We start from the raw sequence: 19,511 nt of genomic DNA on the forward strand, positions 1-19,511 counted from the left end.
GCACTATACGATGCAAGCACTAACACGTTGCTTGTGCAAACTGGGGATGTCAGTGCGAATGAGAAAATTTCATGGAAAATGCAAGAGCACTACAATAAGAGGCTCTATATCAAGGTTATCGATCAATCCAATCGAGCGAGTATAGCTGTTGACGCTTTTCAAGCTCAGGGTACGGGCACCATTTTCTACATGAGTCTTAATGAAGGTGCCGGAAAAAAGGCGCTTGAGGAATTAAGCAATCTTGAACATGATGTGAATTATGTATTTAATAACGCTAGATACATGGCCTCGAAGGATCCGAGATGGACTCCGCGCGGAGTAAAAGGCGGTGCCTTGCTGTTCGATGGGTACTCAAATGAAATCAAGGTCAATGCAAAGAATTCTGTTCCAGTCAGTGACGCGTTAACGCTTGAAGCTTGGGTCGCACCGCGCAGCTATGAATGGGGGGATGGAAACAAGCTTTCTGGAATCGTGAGCCAGTCCGATCAGGATAAGGCAGAAGGGTTCGCACTTGGCATGTACAGGCATGGCGCATGGTCGATGCAGGTCGGGATCGGCGGTCAGTGGATTCAGGTATGGGTCAACGATCATTCACTCGAAAAATACAAGTGGAATTATGTCGCTGCAACGTTCGATAAAAAGGATGGGATGATTAAGTTATACCTAAACGGCCAGGAAGTAGCTTCCCAGTCAACACCAGTCAACATTCCCATTACACCATCTAGCGAAAACTTGATTATCGGAAAAAATAATAAACCGGTAGAGTTGGCAGGCTTGTTCTCTTTCAATATGTTCTCAGGACTCATCGATGAAGTGAAGCTGCAAAATAAAGCTCTGACTGGCCAGGAAATCCTTGCTGAATATGAGAATGTAAAGGCTCTTCACAGCGGTGTGATTCCAGAAATACCAAATGACGACATTGATGAGGATCCTGCTGTGTTCGACGGTGATCAGCACCGTCCGCAGTACCATGCGATGCCTCCTCAAAACTGGATGAATGAAGCGCATGCCCCGATTTATTTTAACGGCAAATACCATTTATTTTATCAGCATAACCCTCAAGGCCCTTACTGGCATCAAATCCACTGGGGACATTGGGTTAGCGACGATATGGTGCATTGGGAAAATGCAAGACCTGCACTTGCGCCTGAAGCAGGTACCCTTGATCCAGATGGTGCATGGTCAGGCAGCGCAGCGTATGACCGCGACGGCAATCCTGTTTTGTTTTACACTGCTGGCAATGACTCTATGTCGCCGAACCAAAGAACAGGGCTTGCGACTCCAGTAGACCTGTCGGACCCTAATTTAGAGAAATGGAATAAATATCCTGAACCGGTTACAGAGCAAAATGGAAACGGTATTCATAATGAGTTCAGGGACCCGTTTGTATGGTATGACAATGAAACAGACAAGTGGTATCAACTAGTAACATCGGGTCTTCAAGACTTCAATAGCGGCACAGCATTGGTATACGTTTCCGATGATATGTACAACTGGGAGTATAAGGGACCATTATTCGTCAGTGACAGAAGCCTGTACCCGGAGCTTGGTACGGTATGGGAACTGCCAGTATTACTACCGATAGGTGAAGATAGCACGGGCAATCAAAAGTATATCTTCATGATTAATCCACATGAAAAGCCGGAGCAAGTTCCACCGGCGAACGATGTGCAAAGAGATGTTGAGGTTTTTTACTGGATTGGAACCTGGGACCGGGACAATTTTAAATTTATACCTGATCAGGAGGAACCATCTAAATTAGATGTGGGTGATGGCTATTTAACCGCAGAGAGTGGTATGGTCACCCCTGACGGAAGAACGGTCATCTATTCCATGGTGCAGAATGTAAGAACGCCTCAAGCTGAATATCAGGCCGGTTGGGCTCATAATCTAGCACTTCCGGTTTCATTAAGCCTGGATGAGCATGATGAATTGCGCATTGAACCGATTCAAGAATTGCAGAGTCTGCGAGGAGAAAAATTGGTAAGTTTTTCAGAGAAAAATTTACAGACTGCCAATCAATTGATCCACAATATCAAAGGCGACATGCTGGAGATTATGATGGAAATTGACCCGGGCGAAGCCGAGAAATTTGGTCTTAAGGTGCGGCGCTCTGATAACGGGCAGGAAGAAACGCTGATTTATTATGACAAGACGAATGGTACCTTCAATGTGGACCGGACTAAGAGCAGTATTGATCCGGATGTTCGTGTGGATGGCATTCAAGGCGGATATGTGGATCTGGACGGAGAGAACCTGAAACTGCATATTTTTCTCGACCGATCGGTTGTCGAAGCATTTGCCAATAACAAGAAAAAACTGACAACCCGCGTTTACGTAGGCAGATATGACTCATTGGGCTTGCAGGTCTGGGGAGACAATGAAATTACGGTCAAGTCGATGGAAGTATGGGAGATGAATGCATTGACGGGTGAACCGGCTGCTCCGGTCTATGTACCTGATAACTGGGACAACTCGGTGTACACCGATATTACGGATTTGTCTAACCATGACTTTGCTACAGGTGATTTAACAGGCTGGATTACAGAAGGAGACGCTTTCCAGGAGGCTCATGTGACTGATACCCAGCTTTTCTGGGAGACGATCTACTTCAATCCGTCACATAAAATTCCTGGCGGCTATCATTTGTGGGGCTTTAACGAGGGGGCGGGCGGTGACAGCTTGACGGGAACGTTGAAATCACAGAATTTCGTCCTCGGCGGTAACGGCAAGATTAACTTCCTGGTTAGCGGTGGGCGTGATATCGATAAGCTATATGTAGCGCTGGTGCGGGCATCGGACGGCAAAGAGCTGTTTAAAGAGACTGCCACGAATTATGAGGAGTATCAGCGTAAGATTTGGGATGCGTCGCAATATATCGGCGATGAGCTTTACCTGAAGGTGGTTGACCAATCAACCGGCGGCTTTGGTCACATTAATGTTGATGACTTCAATGTACCGGTTAAGGTGATCGATCCAATCAACGAAGGTCCTACCAGCCCGCCAAACAACTCTGTGGTGACTGCAAGCAAACCGAATAATCAGAGCAGTTTGTCATTTGAAATGGCTAAAGGAGAACGGCAGCTGCTGTTCCCGGTTAAAACAGCGGGAAATGACGGCAAGAACGCTTTGAAGATTAAAAATAGCGGGACCGAAATTGAAGTTCCCGTAGAAGTATTAAAAGATTTGCAGGGGCTGGTTACAAAAGACGAACTTGAACATGCGCAAATCTCATTTGAAATGGACTCATTATCTGCTGATCAGTTCAAAGAACTTCTTGATCGTACCAAAAACAAGAATAAAGCAGAAATATCTGCTTTAGGAGATGTCTATAATTTCAAATTATCTATTATAAAAGCCGATGGAACAGTTCTGCAGCTTAAAAAATTCTCCAAGCCGGTCACAATTAGGCTGAGTGTAAATGAGACTTCTCATCAGACACAGAGAGGCATTTATTTTATCACTGAAGACGGTAGCATGGAATATGTCGGCGGTGCGAGTGTAAACGGTAAGCTGATTGCGGAAGTAAGCCATTTCAGTATGTATGGCGTCTTCAACTATGACAAATCGTTTGATGATATTCAGGCGTCGTATTGGGCCTATGATGTAATAAAAAAGATGGCCGCCAAACAAATTGTTTTTGGTGTAAGTGAAACGTTATTTGCACCGAAACAATTCGTGACCAGAGCTGAATTCGCATCGTTAATCGGCCGGGCTCTCCGGCTGGAATCCTCGAAGCCAGCCTCGTTCAAGGATGTTGTTCCAACTAAGTGGTACGCTTCGTCGATTGCTGCAACATCAGAAGCCGGAATAGTATCCGGAAGAAGTGTTGATACATTTGCGCCGGAGGATGCCTTAAGCCGGGAGGAGATGGCGGTTATGATTCTCAAAGCTTATGAATTCCATACAGGATGGAACGCTACAACAAATGGAATGAACAGTTTCAAAGATGTCAGCCAAGTTAGCAGCTGGGCAAAGGATGCGGTCTCAGCTGTGAAGGAGCTTGGCTTAATCAGCGGCCGCGGTAACGAATTATTTATGCCACACGATAAAGTGAACCGCGCAGAAAGTGCGCAAATCCTTTCGCGATTGATTGATAGTATCGGAAATTACTGAAAGGAGAAAACAGCATGAGAGAATTTTTCTATCGGCCGCATAATGCGTGGGTAGGGGATGTTATTCCTTATTAAGAAGATGGGGAGTTTAGCTATTCTATCTGCATGGTTGGAGAGATAATCACCGCGAGGGACTTGAACATGGCTGGCATTTACTTAGAACAAAGGATTTCGTGAATTACAGGGAAGACGGGGCTTGAAAGATTGAAGGCGGGACCGGACATATTCTGAAAGTAGACGATGTCTATCATATGTTTTATTGCATCTTTCCCTAAGGAAAACAGTTCGCCTGCCATGCCATCAGCAAAGATATGAAAACATGGGAGCCGGTCCCCGAAGATACTTTTGGTATTGAGAAAACTGTTGATACGACTTTGTAAATAAAGAGCATGCTCAGTGATTCAATCATGGAGTATGCTCTTTAGTATGGAATGAATTTTCTCCATTAGTGTCACATAATACCAGTGCATACAATGTCCGTTTTCATTGAAAGCAAAAACACGTTAACGAATATTAGTGGAAACTTGCTTGTTGTTGTTGTCATTCTTCCTCAGACTGATTCTGAGGAGGTGCTTGTGAATCTCAATCATCCTCTAATATGGCTCCTTCGATGTCTACGATCTGGAACCATTCGCCGTCAACCATGAATCGTCGTTTTAGCTCGTCGATACGCTCCACAATACCAATGACGTTGAGCAACTCCAGGGGGTGATACAGTCGGATGGATACTTTCTTCCTTCCAAGCAGTGATTCCGAAACAGCTCGGGACACATGTTCCCACTCTTGATCGTCGAGTTGGATTCGATCGCGGCGTTTCGCAGCATCCGACAAGCCATTGATGGCCAGTTTGTGTTCTGGCAACATCATGCGGCTGGATTCCCACAAGCCGTTGCCTTCAAGCTTCTTCCTCACTTGTAGTGGCCTCCTATCTTTTTGGAACGATCCATTGCCTGACCGGCCGGTGTCGCTGATACCGCCCTAAGGATGATCGAGTCTCCGTATTTTTCCTTAATTGCGTCTGTGGCGCGCTCCAAAGCCATCCATTTCTCTCGATTCTGGTCGAACAGYGACAACTGGTATTCATCGTCAGCGGTGAAGCCCGACAGGCTAACCCCGACCTTGCGCACAGGCAGACCGTCCCAATGACGCTGCAGTAGTTGCAAGGCTGCGCGGTAGACCTGGTTTGTGACGTTACTCGGATCGACCATCTTCATCTGGCGGTTAAAGCCGCTCGGTCTGTCGTAATCTGCGCCCATGCAGCCTACAGATACGACATGCCCCATGTAGCCTTTGCTACGGCAACGTTGGCAGACAAGTTCCGTCAACTCGAGCAGCACCGTACGGATCTCCTCTAGCTTGTAGTAATCGCGCGGCAACGTCATCATATGCCCGACGGATTTGGGTGCTACACTATGCGTGCCTGGCCGTACAGGACTATCATCTATACCGTTCGCAATACGCCAGTACAATTCAGCGTTGATGTCTGAGTTGCGGCCAAACTTGCGCCGCATGAGCACCTTCAATTTTTCAAGAGGTGTAGCTGCAATCTGTCCGATTGTTTCAAAGCCCATTGCGTTAAAATGTCGTGTCATACGACTACCGACCATAAACATCTTTGCTACCGGCAACTGCCATAAGGTGTCGGCCAGTTTATCAGGTGTTAGTGTATACATGCCAGCATCATTTTTCTTCGCGTAATTGTCGCAAGCTGTCTTAGCCAAAATCTTTGTAGGTCCGATACCAAATCGTGTGTAGATGCCTGTCTCAGCTTGTATTTGTTTCTGAATCAGAGCGGCCAGTTCTTCAGGCGAACCGTATAGATGGAGCGAGCCTGTCACATCCAAAAATTGCTCATCAATGGAGTAGGGTTCCACTAAATCGGTGTAAGATTCGTAAATGCGTGTAATCATTAGCGAAACGTCGATATAAAGTTGCATACGGGGCTTGATGATGATTAGGTCTGGGCATTTGGCTAGAGCATCCCCTAGACGCTCGGCTGTCGTAACCCCATGTGCCTTGGCGATTGGACATGCAGCGAGTATGATGCCTGATCTGCGTTCTGGGTCACCAGCCACTGCCAGTGGCTTATCCTTGTATTCTGGGCGCTCTGACTTCTCTACAGAGGCATAGAAAGAGAGACAATCTGCCAACATTATTACAGGCTCCAAGGTACCACCTCCAAAATGAGAAAGTATTTTCGTTTTATTGTATACCGAATGTATGTTCGTGATGCGAATGGTAGAGCCTACTTGTTAGCTATTTCAATAATACATCTCGAAAAAGTGAGCATAAATTAGAGGAATTGTGCTCACTTTTATTTATGCTCACTATACATATTTCAAGAAAATACTGATTTAACTAGGGATGAAAGGGTTTTCTGTATTTATGCACATACATTTTAATATAGATACCAAGCAGTACAACTTTGATCTCCTCCAGCTTCTCATAGTCACGCGGGCGCACATCAGTTTCAGCCAGCGATATTCGGAATGCTCCGCCTTCTCCACTGATGCATAAACGATTGGCAATCCGCAAGCATAATGACTTTGTTAAGAGACATTTCGGCTCACCAGCTCTGCTGCTAATACATTTGCCGCAAGAAAGACGCGCTGTGCGCCGGAGTCTATACAAAAGGCTCTGACATAACCGTCTCTCACAGATAGGACACGAATTCTTCGTTTCGTAAACTTGCCTTTTTTGCTCATATAAATCACATCTACGACACAACCGACTAGGCTGAACCATTTTTCCATTGTCATGATGCATCTCCTCCATAACAAGAACGTTTGTTCTTATTATATACAGAACGCACGTTCTTATACTAGAGGTTATTTGTGGTTATTATTGACAAGGTTTGGTTGGGAACAGCTTCGCAGTCCAATTAGGCGTACGAATGCTATACGCGGAGCAGCACGAAAACCAATCACAAATAGGACAGTACATATTTACATCCATAATGCGCCAAAATAGAAGCAACATGGAAACGAAGGGTGCCGTTATGAACAAACAAAACACAGGTAGGCTAACGCCGTTTAGTCCGTCGCTGCATGCGAATGTCAAAACCATTCGCGATTGCTTCGGCAACAGCACGGATATCATAATCCGAATGTTTCGCAGCGATGCGGCTCCAGAACGTGAGATTGCCATTATTTATGTAGATGGAATCGTGAACTCACAAATCATTAATGAGAGTGTCATGGAGCCGTTAATGTCAATGAGGCTGCCGCAGCATGCTCATGTGAAGGGAAGCAAGCTGCTGGAAGCGCTTCGCAGCTGCGTCGTATCAATCGGCTCGGTACAGAGTGTGGACACACTAGAGTATGCACTCCAAAATATGACGGACGGATTATGTGTCATTATGGCGGATGGCAGCGCGGAAGCGCTGACGGCGGATGTGAACGGCGGCGAACAGCGCAGTGTTACGATTCCTCAGACACAGACCGTGATTCGTGGTCCGCAGCATGCTTTTGTAGAAAACATTCAAACGAACATCAGCTTGGTCAGGCGGATAATACGTTCCTCTGACCTTCATGTGCAAGTGCACAAGATCGGTCAGCAAACGCATACGAACGTAGCCGTTATGTATTTGCATGGAATAGCAGATGAAGGGATCGTTAAGGAGGTTTACCGCAGACTGGCGGCCATTGACATTGACGGTGTGCTGGAGAGCGGATACGTGGAAGAATTTATTCAAGATGATACGTTCACGCTGTTCCCAACGCTTTCAAATACAGAGAGACCGGACTCCGTGGCAGCAGCGCTGCTGGAGGGAAGAGTAGCGGTAATGATAGACGGCTCGCCTATGGTCTTAATGGCCCCGACTACATTTTTTTCGTTTTTTCAATCGCCAGAGGATTATTATCAACGATATGACATTGCATCCTTCGTTCGTCTCATCCGTTACGGTTCATATATCGTGTCGATTCTGCTGCCTGCCTTGTATATCGCAGTTACAACCTTTCATCAGGAGATGCTTCCGACAACGCTTCTTATTAGTCTAGCGGCGCAGCGAGAGGGRATTCCGTTCCCTGGACTGGTTGAGGCGTTGTTGATGGAGGTCACTTTCGAGGTGCTGCGAGAAGCAGGATTACGAATGCCGCGGGCGATTGGGCCCGCCATATCTATCGTGGGCGCTCTCGTACTCGGCCAGTCGGCTGTTCAGGCGGGCATCGTGTCAGCGGGTATGGTGATCATCGTATCCTTTACGGCGATTTCCAATTTTGTAATGCCGGAATTCAACATGGCGGCCACATCTCGTATTATTCGCTTTATCTTTATGATTATGGCCGGTATTTTTGGGTTTTTCGGCATTTTCATTTCTGTATTGTTTATGCTGATCCATTTGGTATCGCTGCGCTCGTTCGGAGTGCCGTTTATGTCTCCGCTGGCACCAGGTCCTACCAAGCAAGGACCATGGCGAGATGTGTTCGTCAGGCTGCCATGGTGGGCGGTCGTGCTTCGACCTCTAGATTTGAATCTGCGTAATCCAAGGCGGCGGCCGAACGGAAAAAAACCGCCGGCACAGYGTCATTCCGATAAGGCGTAATGAAAGGGGGAACCTGCCATGAAAAAATGGAGGCTGCTGCTGCCGATGCTCATTTGTTTGCTGGCAACGGGCTGCTGGAATCGCATAGAGCTGAATGATATTGCGATTGTTTCTGCTACCGGCGTTGATTGGAAGGATGGGAAATGGGTGTTGTCGTATCAAGTGGTCATACCGGAAGCCATTTCCAGTCAAAGCGCGAGCAACAGCACAGCGGCGGTCCATGTTTTTTCCACGCAAGGGGAAAGCTTCAGAAGCGCGGTCAGCAAAGCAAGCCAGGAGACGTCGCGGCGCCTCTATTTCGCACATAATCAAATTGTCATTATCGGTCAGGCTGCTGCGCGCAAAGGACTGGGACCACTCCTAGATACCTATTTGCGCAATCATGATTCCCGCGAGACGGTGAGCGTTTTCTTGTCAAAGGGAAGCGCGCGCCGGATGCTCGAACAATTGATTCCGCTTGAGAAAATTCCAGGCGCAGCCATACAGCGCATGATCAATAATGAAGAGATGAACAGCTCTGCCTTTCGTCAAATGACCATTCATAAAGTACTGCTGGATTTGCTGGGAACGACAAAGGCCACTGGCATACCCGGATTAATTGTGTCCGGTACGAAAGAAAGTGTGGACAATGCAGGGCAGCTTGCATACACCAGTACACCGTCAAAGGTGAGATTGTTTGAGCTGGGCCTTATTGAAGGCGACAAGCTGGTAGGCTGGATCAACAACGAAGAAAGCCAAGGCGTGATGTGGCTTGCAAATCAAGTAAAGAAAACGACGATTTCATTCGCATGCTCAGCGGATAAGAAGCAACCGAAAAACTCATCTATTCGCATTACGCATTCGGATACAACGCAGACTCCTAAATCTTCAAGTGGCAATTGGCTGATGGATGTGAGCGTAAAGGCGACTGGAACGCTGATGGAGTACAATTGCGAGGGCGATCTCATGAATCCGAAAGAAATAGAGAAGATACAAAAACGGATTGAGGACGAGATTGCAGCAATTATGCAAAAAGGCTGGAGCGCTGTCAGTAAGCATAAAGCCGATGTAATCGGCTTCGGAACGATCATTCACAATAAATATCCAAAGCAATGGTTAAAAACGTCGGGCAGTTGGTCGGAGCAGTTTTCGAACATCGAAGTAAAGATGAAAGTTAAGGTGAATTTGAATTCAACTGGCCTTAGCGGGAGTGGATTTAAGAAGGCGCAGGAAAAGGACCACCAATAACATAAGCAGAAAGGAGACTATATGCAGCAGATTGGCAAAAACCAGCTTTCGATTTTGATCATCGTTTTTTTAATAGGCAGCACCCCTTTGTTCGAGCTCGGCATACAGGCGAAGCAGGATGCTTGGCTGGCGATGACGCTTGCTGCAATTGCTGGTCTGCTGCTTATCGTTATGTACGTCCAGGTGCAGAAGCGTTCCCCGAATTCGGAGCTTGCTGAGCTTTATGTTATACACTTCGGAAAATGGATCGGCGGCTTTGTAGGCATACTTCACGCGTTATGGTTTGCTTATGAATCGATGCGCAACGTACGGGACGTCGGAGAGCTTACGATGACGGCGCTGCTCACCTTTACGCCGAAATGGATTGTTATGCTGCTGATTATCAGCGCCGCCGCTTATACCGTCAGCAAGGGAGTGGAAGTATTTGTCCGTGTCGTACAGCTTCTATTTCCGGTTGCAGCGCTCAGCTATGCTTTTATTATTTTGCTCCTGTTTGTTGCCAGGTTGCCCAAAATAGCACATTTGCTTCCCGTTTTTGAACACGGAATTGGGCCTGTCGTGAAGGCAGCCTTTCCAGATTTATTATCCTTTCCATTTGGACAAATGGTTATTTTTTTCGTTTTTTGGAAGCACGTGAGCGAGAAGAAAGGGATTGGGCCAGTCACTTACAAAGCCTATATTGGCGTATCCTTATTTCTAATTCTAATGAATATCATTACGCTATGCGTATTAGGGCCAGAGCTGTCCTCGCTTACAGCACTGCCGCTGCTTGAGGTTGTGCAGTTAATTAGGCTTGCTAATATATTGGAGAGGCTTGATGTGCTTGTAACCTTGCTTCTGTTCATCGGTCTATATGTTAAAATGACTGCGCTATACATGGCATCGGTATTCATGTTCAATATGATCACTGGTATTGCCTACCGATATTGTGTGCTGCCCATTGGTCTCATTATTTATGGGGCGTCGTTTATCGAAGCCAATAATACTTCCCATATTTGGATTGGACTCGATGTTACGCTGAAGATTGCGCCGTTGTTCCAAATTGTGCTGCCGCTGCTTATGCTTTTCGTCGGAATACGCAAGAAATACAAAAAGGCTGCATGATTGAAAGTTGCGCGCAGTGCTCACCCAAGCGGATAGGCTGACATATTTTATGAGTAAGTGAGCCGTTTATACTTGCTTGAGGAGGATACGCGTGAGCGATGCCAATAGCTGCATGACAAGCATTATTCTCGTTACCTACAATAAGCTTGAATACACGAAGCAATGTGTGGAAAGTATTCGGAGACATACGCAAAGAGGCAGCTATGAGCTGATTATTGTAGATAATGGTTCGACGGATGACACGGTAAAATGGGCTAAAAGCGAGAGCGATATCATCGTAATCGACAATGGCTGCAATGCTGGTTTTCCTAAGGGCTGCAACCAAGGATTGGCCGCGGCCTCGGGCGATCTTCTGCTGCTGCTAAATAACGATACAATTGTAACGCCAAGCTGGCTTGACGGTCTCAAGCGCTGCTTATTTAGTGATGAACGAATCGGGGCGGTCAGCCCCGTTACGAATTCGGCTTCCTACTGGACGACGATCCCGGTCGACTATACGACGATAGATGAAATGGAGCTGTTTGCTTCTGCACTGCATGCCAACCCTGACAGAACAAAATGGGAGGAGCGCGTGAAGCTGGTTGGCTACTGCCTTCTGCTGCGGAGAGAGGCATGGGAGAAAACGGGATCGCTCGACGAGATTTTCGGAATTGGCAACTTTGAAGATGATGACTATAGCCTCCGGCTCCGGCTGGCGGGATATAAGCTGATGCTGTGCGGCGATACGTTTATTCATCATTACGGAAGCGTCTCTTTTAGCTCAGAGCCAGAACAATATGTACAAAACTTCAGAAAAAATGCTATTGTTTTTATGTCCAAATGGGGCTTTGACCCTGGTGCTGCAACGTATATTAGAATGGATTTCAGCACCGTAATTGAGCGGGAATCGCATGAGTACAGACGCGAGAATTGCTCGATTATGGAAATAGGCTGCGGGTGCGGAGCTACGATTTTGCATATGAAAAAGCAATTCCCATCCGCAATATGGTACGGAGTTGAGCGTAATGAGCTGGCGGCTAGAGTAGCAGAAGCTTCGGGAATTACCGTATTCCGCTCGATTGATCCGAAGGATTGGAGGCTGCCTGCTGAAGGTCTTGACGGCATCGTAATCGGAGATGCTCATGCTTACGGGACACCGCAAGCCATGAAAAATCTAGTTCGTCTATTAAAGCCTGGCGGCTGGCTAGTCGGGTGCTTTGCCAATCGCTATTATTTCGACAATATTCGGCAATATTTAGATCCTGCTAATGCACAAGCACAGCATCAAGCAGCATCACAGTACTCAGCAGAACAAGTTGGCCAGCTTTATTTGCAGGCCGGTTTTACCTATGTGAAGATTACACGTGCGGATAATAAACCGCAGGAGCAGCTTGAATACATCCATCTGCTAGAGCAGCTAACGTCTGAAGAGATGTCAAAAGAGCTGGCAGCTGCATACTTGCTCGTATATGGACGCCTTGCTCCTGCAGCAGAGACCCAAGCTACAGCAGACTTAGAAAGTTCGACGGCTGATGAAGAAGCAAAGCTTGAATGGCTGGATGAGCATGTTGATCTAGGGCAATGACAGCTGGTGCAGGAGCTGCACGTTCTGGCTGCCTTATATAGTAAGAGGATGAGTATCGTGGCTTGATGATAATCATTTTCAAAAAAAACTAGCATTAAATGCGGGTTTTGCTATACAATGAATGGTATTGACGAAACCGAATATGTTCCGGGGAGCTGGTTAGGCCGGCTGAGAGGGGATTTTCTATACAATTCCGACCCGTTAAACCTGATCTGGATAATGCCAGCGTAGGGACAGAAGCTCTGTTTAGCAAGCAGGCGAGATCAAATTGATCAAGCATTTGCTGTATAAACAGCTGCACAGCCAATGATATGGCGTCCTCCGGATTAGGGGGACGCTTTTTTTTTGTTGCGATTAGAATGATGCAGCCATGGAACCGGATACTACGAGGAGTCGTCGCCTATAAGAATCGAAGCATGGAGAGGGGAACAACATCATGAATCAGAAAAAAACAGGGCATTTGTCGTGGAAAATCGTGGCCGCGATGCTAGTGTTCGTATTGGCGCTGGCAGGCTGCGGCGGTGGCGCTGGGAACAAGGGCGAACAGCCGAAAGAGCAAGAGGGAACAGCGGACAAGCCGCTAGAGAAGGTACAGGTTGTACTCGACTGGACACCAAATACGAATCATACCGGACTTTATGTAGCTAGAGATAAAGGTTTTTTTAAGGAGCAAGGCCTGGATGTTGAAATTATTCAACCAGGACAAAGCGGTGCCGATCAAATGGTCGCTTCTGGCAATGTACAGTTTGGCGTAAGCTATCAGGAGTCAGTCACGATGGCGAGAATTGCCGGTGTGCCGCTCGTATCGATCGCTGCTGTCATTCAGCACAACACCTCAGGTTTTGCTTCTCCGCTTGCAAAGGGAATCGATTCACCTGAGAAATTTGAAGGGAAAACGTATGGTGGCTGGGGCGCTCCTGTTGAGGAGGCGGTCATTCAATCGCTTATGCAGGAGAAGGGCGCAGATGTGAGCAAAGTAAATATGATAAGCATCGGCGACGGCGACTTCTTTACGGCAGTGAAACGGGATATTGATTTTGCATGGATTTACTACGCATGGACTGGCGTGGAAGCAGAGCTGCGCGGCGAGAAGATCAATATGGTTTATTTAACAGATTACAGCGACAAACTGGATTATTATACGCCGGTAATCGTGACGAACGAAGGTTTGATTAAGGATAAGCCGGAAACCGTCAAAGCGTTTACTGCTGCCGTATCCAAAGGCTATCAATACGCGATCAGCAATGCGGAGGATGCAGCAGAAATTTTAATAAAAGCAGAGCCGGATTTGAACGCAGAGCTTGTGCGCGCCAGCCAAAAATGGTTAAGCTCCAAATATCAAGATGACGCGCCGCGCTGGGGCGAACAGAAGCTAAGCGTATGGGAAAACTATGCGGCATGGATGTTTGAGCACAAGCTGCTGGAGAAGGAACTTGAAGCGGAGAAGGCATTTACGAACGAATTTTTACCACAATAAGCAATTCGAACATACGGAGAGCGGGAAAGCCCGCTCTCACATACAACAAAGAGAGAAGGAAATCCGATGGCTAATGCATTAGTAAGCATTCAAATTTTACCGACAACACCAGGCGGCGAGAGCGTTATTCCCTACGTAGATCGTGCCATTGATATTATTAAAGCGGCAGGTGTTCCTTACCGTGTAGCACCGCTTGAAACGACGATGGAGGGTGAGCTGAGCCATCTGCTCAGCGTGGTTCAGTCGATGAGTGAGGCCATGGCGGAGATGGGCTGCCCGTCCGTTATTTCACAAATTAAAATTTACTACAATCCGGCAAACGGCGCTTCCATGGGCAGGCTGCTGGAGAAATACCCAGATGGGCAATAAGAAATTGATTTGGTCGAAAGTATGGAAACCGGCAGCGCTTCTGATCGTGCTGATTGCCTGTTGGCAGGCGGCTGCATCGCTTGGATTATTTCAACAATGGCTCATTCCTTCTCCGATATCAATCGTGAAGGGTGCTATCGCTATTTGGCCAAGGTTAATGATGCATACGGGAGCGACAGTGCAGCTGACACTTATCGGATTTTTAGGAGGATCGGCGGTGGGCTTATTGCTCGCCGCTTTGCTGCATTTAATTCCCGGCGTTCGATCGGCGGTGTATCCACTGCTCGTGCTGTCGCAAAACGTACCCATCATAGCGATTGCTCCAATTTTGACGATGCTGCTAGGCTATGGCATGCTGCCAAAGGCGCTGCTGGTCATCATGGTATGTTTTTTTCCCATCACGGTTGCCATGCTGAGCGGGCTTATGAATACCGATGCACAGCTTCGCAACTATTTGCAAATGATCGGTATTCGCAAATGGCAGCTGTTTTGGAAACTAGAGCTTCCTCATGCGATTGTTCATTTGTTTTCGGGCTTGAAGATTGCGGCCTCATATAGTGTGTTAAGCGCAGTTGTTGCCGAATGGCTTGGTACAAACAAGGGTCTTGGCTCATTTATGCTTATTTCGTCCAAAGGTTTTATGCCAGATCGTGTATTTGCGGCAGTTGCTATCATCGTTGCGCTGAGCTTGACTTTATTTGGTTTAGTAACGCTAGCGGAGCGTCTTGTCATACGTTGGCGCCCTGAGAAAGAGGTGAGCTGACAGTGGCCAATCGTACTGGGCATCATTCAGTGACGCTTCAAACGCAAAATATTCGGATGAAGTTTGGCAAAGGACAGATGAGCAAAGAAGTGCTTGGCGGATTATCCATTTCAATAGCAGATGGGGAGTTCGTATCGATTGTAGGGCCGTCCGGCAGCGGTAAAACAACCTTGTTTCAAATTATCGGCGGTTTGGAACGTCCTACGGAAGGCGAAATATGGATCGATGGCAAGCAAACGACGGGCGAACGCGGACATATTTCCTATATGCCGCAGCAATCGTCGTTGCTTCCATGGCAAACCGTTGCCGGCAATATAGAGTTGTCGCTTACGATCTCTGGCGTTGATAAAAAACTCGCGAAGGCGAGGACAAAGGAATGGCTCGAGCGAATCGGGCTGCAGGAATATGCGGATTCTTATCCGCATGTGCTCTCTGGAGGAATGCAGCAGCGGGTTTCTTTCCTCCGGGCACTGCTTGCTCCGCAGAATCTCATGCTGCTGGATGAACCGTTTGGTGCACTGGACGCCTTGACGCGGCAGCAAATGCAGCAGTGGCTTATGTCGATCTGGGAGCTGAACAGAAGATCGGTGCTGCTCGTTACCCATAGTATTGAAGAGGCTTTGTTTCTATCGGATCGGATTATTGTGCTGTCACCATCGCCGGCAGTGGTGCTGGAGGAGTTTCAAGTGCCATTCGAGCGTCCGCGCCACGAGTCTTTATGGACAGACCCACGGTTTTATGCGATGAAGCAGCGCATTTATGATCTGCTTAAGACGGGTGCGAAGGAAGGAAACGTATAGATGGCGATACAAACAAGCAATGATCCGCACGAAGGGCAATTGTACTCGGAATTTCCTCAGCAGGAAGGCACATGCATAGACGCGCATATTCATATTGATTTGTATGAAGCAGAGCAGCGTGATGAGCTTCTAGAGCGTGCGTTCGCAGAAGGTGTAGCAGCTGTGATTGCCGTATCTATGCATTTGGAATCGTCTATTGTGAACCGTGACATTGCCCTGCGTTACGCAGGACGTGTGCACCCTGCTTATGGTTTCCACCCAGAGCAGCCCATACCTGCCGATATGGAGCTTGATGAGCTATTCGATTGGATTCGTTTGCGTCATGAAGCAGGGGAACGGTTTGCAATTGGCGAAGTAGGGCTGCCGTATTATACGCGGACAGAAGCGCAGCAAGCTGGGGAAAATATCGTTTTTGATGAGAATCCATACCTGCAGCTGCTGGATCGTTTTGCTGCGCTGGCAGCCGAACTTGATCGTCCGATTGTATTGCATGCAGTATATGAGGACGCCGGCAAAGCTTGCGACATATTGGAGCGGCATGGTGTTCGCAGAGCGCATTTTCATTGGTTCAAGGGCGATGCTGAGGTTATTCGCCGAATGGCGGCAAATGGCTATATGGTGTCGATAACGCCAGACGTCGCTTACGAGGTAGAAATACAGCAGCTTGTAAGGGATTATCCCATTGAGCTGCTGATGGTGGAGACGGATGGGCCATGGCCGTTCGAGGGGATCTATGCGGGTCAGACGACGCGGCCTGCAATGGCTGCAGATGCAGCAAAGCATATTGCGAAAATAAAGCAGCTGCCAGCTGAGCAGGTTGCGGAAATAATGCTAGTCAATACGCGCCGCTTTTATGGGCTCCTATAGTATTCAATTCATACAGAAAAGGCCGCTCCATCAGAATGAATAATCTGAGGATGCGGCCCTTTTATATTTAAAATACAAAAAAACATAGTGGTAGAGACGACCTTTCATACCACTTTGTCCATTGCCACTTGCTCTTTCACAGCATACAAAGATAAGGACAGGGTAATAGATGGCAAGCCAAAGTGGACARCAGAAAGGAGACAGACGATGGCACAGCTGACGAAACAACAATTTATTGAACAATTAGCTCCGACGGTTATAAGAATAAAGCGAGAAGGATCAACGATGTTTCCATCTGTACGTTTAGCGCAAAATGTACTCGAAACCGGCGGTGTTATTCACCCGTGGTACAACTTAGGCGGAATCAAGGTGGGCAGTGGACAGACGAATGCATATTGGCACGGAGAAGCGGTCGTTAAAGGAACATGGGAGGTCGTCGATGGCCGAAGCGAGAGTACTCGCGCTGCTTTCCGAGCCTATGAGAGCGTCTATCATTTTTATAAGGATCTGGATTTGCTGCTTGCTACTTCGCGTTATGAGCGTGTTCGCAAGGCAGTGACGCCAGAACAGCAAGCTGACATGCTGTACGCATGCGGCTATGCGACAGATCCGGCTTATCCAGCCAAATTAAAAGCCATTATTTCGCAGTATGGGTTGAAAAAATATGATGTTTTAGGCAGCACGCCGCTGCCTAAGCCAGAGAAGCTGAAGGATGCAGAGCTTGTTGTCGTTTTGTACAAGGGAGAGGTTATTTCAGATGGCTACTTGCTCAAGGGTACAACTTGGGTACCGGCAAGGCTGCTTGGTGAAGCGCTTGGAGCGAAGATTGATTGGACAGGGAAAAAGGTTACCGTAAACGGCAAAGAGCTCGACTCGATTTTGTCCGAAGCAACAGGTTATGTCCAAATACGGGATCTGTCCGCAGAGCTTGGGTTAACCGCTAGTTGGGAGCCAGCTGCGCGAGTCATATTGCTGTCGCAGGTGAAAGCAGGCAGTTAGTTAAGCGATTTAAGCTTCTGCCATCCTCTACAAAATAAGCGAAAAGCCAGCGGATCATCCGTTGGCTTCTCTTGTTGTGGAGCAGTTTGGAAATCATGCTATGGAATGAGCAGTTTATTTGCCTTTCTTGGATGCAGCCCAAAAAGCGAGTACGACAAGGGGGATAAAAATGTACCACGGAATGGTAATTGTACCGCCAACAATAACAGCGAGCACCATCACGATCAAGACACCGAGAATAATGTAAAGACAGCCTCTGCCGAACGTTTCCATCATTAATCGCCTCCTAAAGCTTAGGTTTTGCCGGGGCAAAACCTCCTTCGCAAGCAGTTACTTCTTGAGAGTATATTCGGTAATAACGTTTTTATGGGTGATATGGTTCCAAAAATTGAAGGGACAAAGAGGCTGCTGTATGAAATCAAACGGCCCAAAACAAACAAAAAAATGACCCGCATCGCTGCGGGCCGGTGTCCTAGATCTATATATCAACAGTGGGGTTGATGTCTCTAAGTATAAAAAATGAACCTTAACGCAGCCTTAAAAATGTTTGTCGGTTTGTTTACAATAGCGCTCATTACGAATGGCAGGAAACGTCCAATAGGTTGCCATTCTCCAAATCCACTCCATCGGTCCCATTTTGAAAAAAGAGAGCCAGATCATACTGAATAACATTTGGATAATATAAATGCCGATGCAAAGCAGTGTCGTTTGAATAGGGCTAAGCATGCCATTTAAATTAAAAAATGCTGCCGCCAAAAGCACGATAATCGTTTGCTCTAAATAGTTGGTTAAAGCCATTTGGCCATAGGCATGTAAGGGTTTGAGCAGCGTACGAATAAAGGGATGCTGAACAGCCCGAACGAGAGTAGTTACATAAAATAAAGCGACAAGCAGGCCTATAAAAGCGGCTGCTCCTTGGTAAATTTGCATGGCTATCATTTCAGATGAAGAGCTGCCTTCTTCAATGACCATAAAATTTTGCTCGGGTAATATACGGTACTGGATAAAGACACCAATAGCGGCCATTGCAAAAGAGATCCAATGCAGCTTGCGGATCGCAGAATTTGACTCTGCAAGACGTTGAAACACCTTATATTGTCCAGCTGCAAGCCCAAGCAGAAACAAAGGTAGAATAAGCAATAGTTTGCCTCCTAGAAAGGCGGCAGGAAGTATAAGCGATAAAGCGATAATCAAATTGATTTTTGGTTTAAGCTTGTAGAAAGGAAGAAGGATAAAGCCGGCAATTGCGTAAAGAAACAAGGCCTCTCCAGGATGAAATTTCTGATGAACAAATCCTACGGCTAGCAAAAAAATAAGCCGTCGAATAAATAAAAGGTAGCCGTTATTGCCTTTCTCGATCGCTCTAGATAGAAATAAATAAAAGCCTACGCCGAATAAAAAGGTGAATATGACATAGAAACGCGATTCTACCATTAAATCTAGAAAACGAGACATATACCAATTAGCAGTCCCCGCTTCAGCTGGCGCTACGTTAAGAAGGGGCAAAATATTGACAAGCAGAATGCCAATTAAAGCAAAACCTCGCAAATAATCAAGCGTTTCAATTCGTTTGTTTCCAGAAATGGGGTTCAAGCAGCATACACTCCTAATCTTTACTTTGAATATAAAATGGTTTGGATGTTATTTTAAAAGGAATCTTTCCCTGTGAAAATCACAACT

The 19,511-nt window shown here is 46.9% G+C and carries 17 protein-coding genes and 1 riboswitch; of the genes, 11 read left to right on the forward strand and 6 right to left on the reverse strand.

Features of this window, described 5'->3' with window-relative positions; genetic code table 11:
* A partial coding sequence (locus AB4Z17_RS16570) for an S-layer homology domain-containing protein (RefSeq protein WP_441960922.1) occupies nt 1–4,116 on the forward strand: 4,116 nt, incomplete at its 5' end.
* Between the two features lie 581 nt (nt 4,117–4,697).
* Here AB4Z17_RS16570 and AB4Z17_RS16575 read toward each other — a convergent pair.
* From AB4Z17_RS16575 to AB4Z17_RS16590, 4 genes are all read right to left on the reverse strand, one after another.
* The gene (locus AB4Z17_RS16575) at nt 4,698–5,027 is read right to left on the reverse strand and encodes a YolD-like family protein (RefSeq protein WP_441912290.1); all 330 of its coding nucleotides are present in this window, start codon (nt 5,025–5,027) and stop codon (nt 4,698–4,700) included.
* Nucleotides 5,024–6,268 (reverse strand): DNA polymerase IV, encoded by a 1,245-nt coding sequence (locus tag AB4Z17_RS16580; protein ID WP_441912291.1) that lies wholly within the window; start codon nt 6,266–6,268, stop codon nt 5,024–5,026. Before AB4Z17_RS16580 ends, AB4Z17_RS16575 begins: the two co-directional genes overlap by 4 nt.
* 205 nt (nt 6,269–6,473) lie before the next feature.
* Nucleotides 6,474–6,650: a hypothetical protein gene (locus tag AB4Z17_RS16585; RefSeq protein WP_441960923.1), complete on the reverse strand. Its 177-nt coding sequence runs from the start codon at nt 6,648–6,650 to the stop codon at nt 6,474–6,476.
* A gap of 14 nt (nt 6,651–6,664) precedes the next feature.
* Nucleotides 6,665–6,874, reverse strand: a complete 210-nt coding sequence (locus AB4Z17_RS16590) for a hypothetical protein (RefSeq protein WP_076268302.1) — start codon at nt 6,872–6,874, stop codon at nt 6,665–6,667.
* Between the two features lie 239 nt (nt 6,875–7,113).
* Between AB4Z17_RS16590 and AB4Z17_RS16595 the strand changes: the two genes are divergently transcribed.
* The 10 genes from AB4Z17_RS16595 to AB4Z17_RS16640 all read left to right on the forward strand — a co-directional run bounded on the left by AB4Z17_RS16595 (nt 7,114) and on the right by AB4Z17_RS16640 (nt 17,831).
* Entirely contained in the window at nt 7,114–8,661 is a 1,548-nt protein-coding gene (locus AB4Z17_RS16595; RefSeq protein WP_441960924.1) for a spore germination protein, read from the forward strand.
* 18 nt (nt 8,662–8,679) lie between these two features.
* Nucleotides 8,680–9,888 carry a Ger(x)C family spore germination protein gene (locus tag AB4Z17_RS16600; RefSeq protein WP_441912293.1) on the forward strand — a complete coding sequence of 403 codons (1,209 nt, stop codon included), beginning with the start codon at nt 8,680–8,682 and terminating at the stop codon, nt 9,886–9,888.
* A gap of 21 nt (nt 9,889–9,909) precedes the next feature.
* Nucleotides 9,910–10,992, forward strand: a complete 1,083-nt coding sequence (locus AB4Z17_RS16605) for a GerAB/ArcD/ProY family transporter (RefSeq protein ID WP_441912294.1) — start codon at nt 9,910–9,912, stop codon at nt 10,990–10,992.
* A 91-nt stretch (nt 10,993–11,083) separates the two neighbouring features.
* Entirely contained in the window at nt 11,084–12,556 is a 1,473-nt protein-coding gene (locus AB4Z17_RS16610) for a glycosyltransferase (RefSeq protein WP_441912295.1), read from the forward strand.
* 138 nt (nt 12,557–12,694) lie between these two features.
* Nucleotides 12,695–12,807: riboswitch (TPP riboswitch) on the forward strand.
* 185 nt (nt 12,808–12,992) lie between these two features.
* Nucleotides 12,993–14,033 carry an ABC transporter substrate-binding protein gene (locus AB4Z17_RS16615; RefSeq protein ID WP_441912296.1) on the forward strand — a complete coding sequence of 347 codons (1,041 nt, stop codon included), beginning with the start codon at nt 12,993–12,995 and terminating at the stop codon, nt 14,031–14,033.
* Nucleotides 14,034–14,099: 66 nt separating this feature from the next.
* Nucleotides 14,100–14,402 carry a thiamine-binding protein gene (locus AB4Z17_RS16620; RefSeq protein WP_076268307.1) on the forward strand — a complete coding sequence of 101 codons (303 nt, stop codon included), beginning with the start codon at nt 14,100–14,102 and terminating at the stop codon, nt 14,400–14,402.
* Nucleotides 14,392–15,165: an ABC transporter permease gene (locus AB4Z17_RS16625; RefSeq protein ID WP_441912297.1), complete on the forward strand. Its 774-nt coding sequence runs from the start codon at nt 14,392–14,394 to the stop codon at nt 15,163–15,165. Before AB4Z17_RS16620 ends, AB4Z17_RS16625 begins: the two co-directional genes overlap by 11 nt.
* A 2-nt stretch (nt 15,166–15,167) precedes the next feature.
* On the forward strand, nt 15,168–15,965 hold the full coding sequence (locus AB4Z17_RS16630) for an ABC transporter ATP-binding protein (protein WP_441912298.1): 798 nt from the start codon (nt 15,168–15,170) through the stop codon (nt 15,963–15,965).
* Nucleotides 15,966–16,832 (forward strand): TatD family hydrolase, encoded by an 867-nt coding sequence (locus AB4Z17_RS16635; RefSeq protein WP_441960925.1) that lies wholly within the window; start codon nt 15,966–15,968, stop codon nt 16,830–16,832.
* 207 nt (nt 16,833–17,039) lie between these two features.
* Nucleotides 17,040–17,831, forward strand: coding sequence for a glucosaminidase domain-containing protein (locus tag AB4Z17_RS16640; protein ID WP_441912301.1), 792 nt, complete (start codon nt 17,040–17,042; stop codon nt 17,829–17,831).
* Between the two features lie 114 nt (nt 17,832–17,945).
* Here the strand turns inward: AB4Z17_RS16640 and AB4Z17_RS16645 are convergent, their stop codons facing one another.
* Both AB4Z17_RS16645 and AB4Z17_RS16650 read right to left on the reverse strand, forming a co-directional pair.
* Nucleotides 17,946–18,107, reverse strand: a complete 162-nt coding sequence (locus AB4Z17_RS16645; RefSeq protein WP_179089800.1) for a hypothetical protein — start codon at nt 18,105–18,107, stop codon at nt 17,946–17,948.
* A gap of 261 nt (nt 18,108–18,368) precedes the next feature.
* Nucleotides 18,369–19,424: a DUF418 domain-containing protein gene (locus AB4Z17_RS16650; protein WP_441960927.1), complete on the reverse strand. Its 1,056-nt coding sequence runs from the start codon at nt 19,422–19,424 to the stop codon at nt 18,369–18,371.
* Nucleotides 19,425–19,511 lie beyond the last annotated feature (87 nt).

It is taken from the genome of Paenibacillus sp. TAF43_2 (assembly GCF_052113545.1).
In the GTDB taxonomy this organism is placed as follows: Bacteria; Bacillota; Bacilli; order Paenibacillales; family Paenibacillaceae; genus Pristimantibacillus.

What these genes read in the sequence shown, in the direction of transcription:
- AB4Z17_RS16590 (WP_076268302.1), bottom strand. Translation starts at nt 6,874, where the DNA reads ATGACAATGGAAAAATGGTTCAGCCTAGTCGGTTGTGTCGTAGATGTG.
- AB4Z17_RS16600 (WP_441912293.1), top strand. Translation starts at nt 8,680, where the DNA reads ATGAAAAAATGGAGGCTGCTGCTGCCGATGCTCATTTGTTTGCTGGCA.
- AB4Z17_RS16605 (WP_441912294.1), top strand. Translation starts at nt 9,910, where the DNA reads ATGCAGCAGATTGGCAAAAACCAGCTTTCGATTTTGATCATCGTTTTT.
- AB4Z17_RS16615 (WP_441912296.1), top strand. Translation starts at nt 12,993, where the DNA reads ATGAATCAGAAAAAAACAGGGCATTTGTCGTGGAAAATCGTGGCCGCG.
- AB4Z17_RS16620 (WP_076268307.1), top strand. Translation starts at nt 14,100, where the DNA reads ATGGCTAATGCATTAGTAAGCATTCAAATTTTACCGACAACACCAGGC.
- AB4Z17_RS16625 (WP_441912297.1), top strand. Translation starts at nt 14,392, where the DNA reads ATGGGCAATAAGAAATTGATTTGGTCGAAAGTATGGAAACCGGCAGCG.
- AB4Z17_RS16635 (WP_441960925.1), top strand. Translation starts at nt 15,966, where the DNA reads ATGGCGATACAAACAAGCAATGATCCGCACGAAGGGCAATTGTACTCG.
- AB4Z17_RS16640 (WP_441912301.1), top strand. Translation starts at nt 17,040, where the DNA reads ATGGCACAGCTGACGAAACAACAATTTATTGAACAATTAGCTCCGACG.
- AB4Z17_RS16645 (WP_179089800.1), bottom strand. Translation starts at nt 18,107, where the DNA reads ATGATGGAAACGTTCGGCAGAGGCTGTCTTTACATTATTCTCGGTGTC.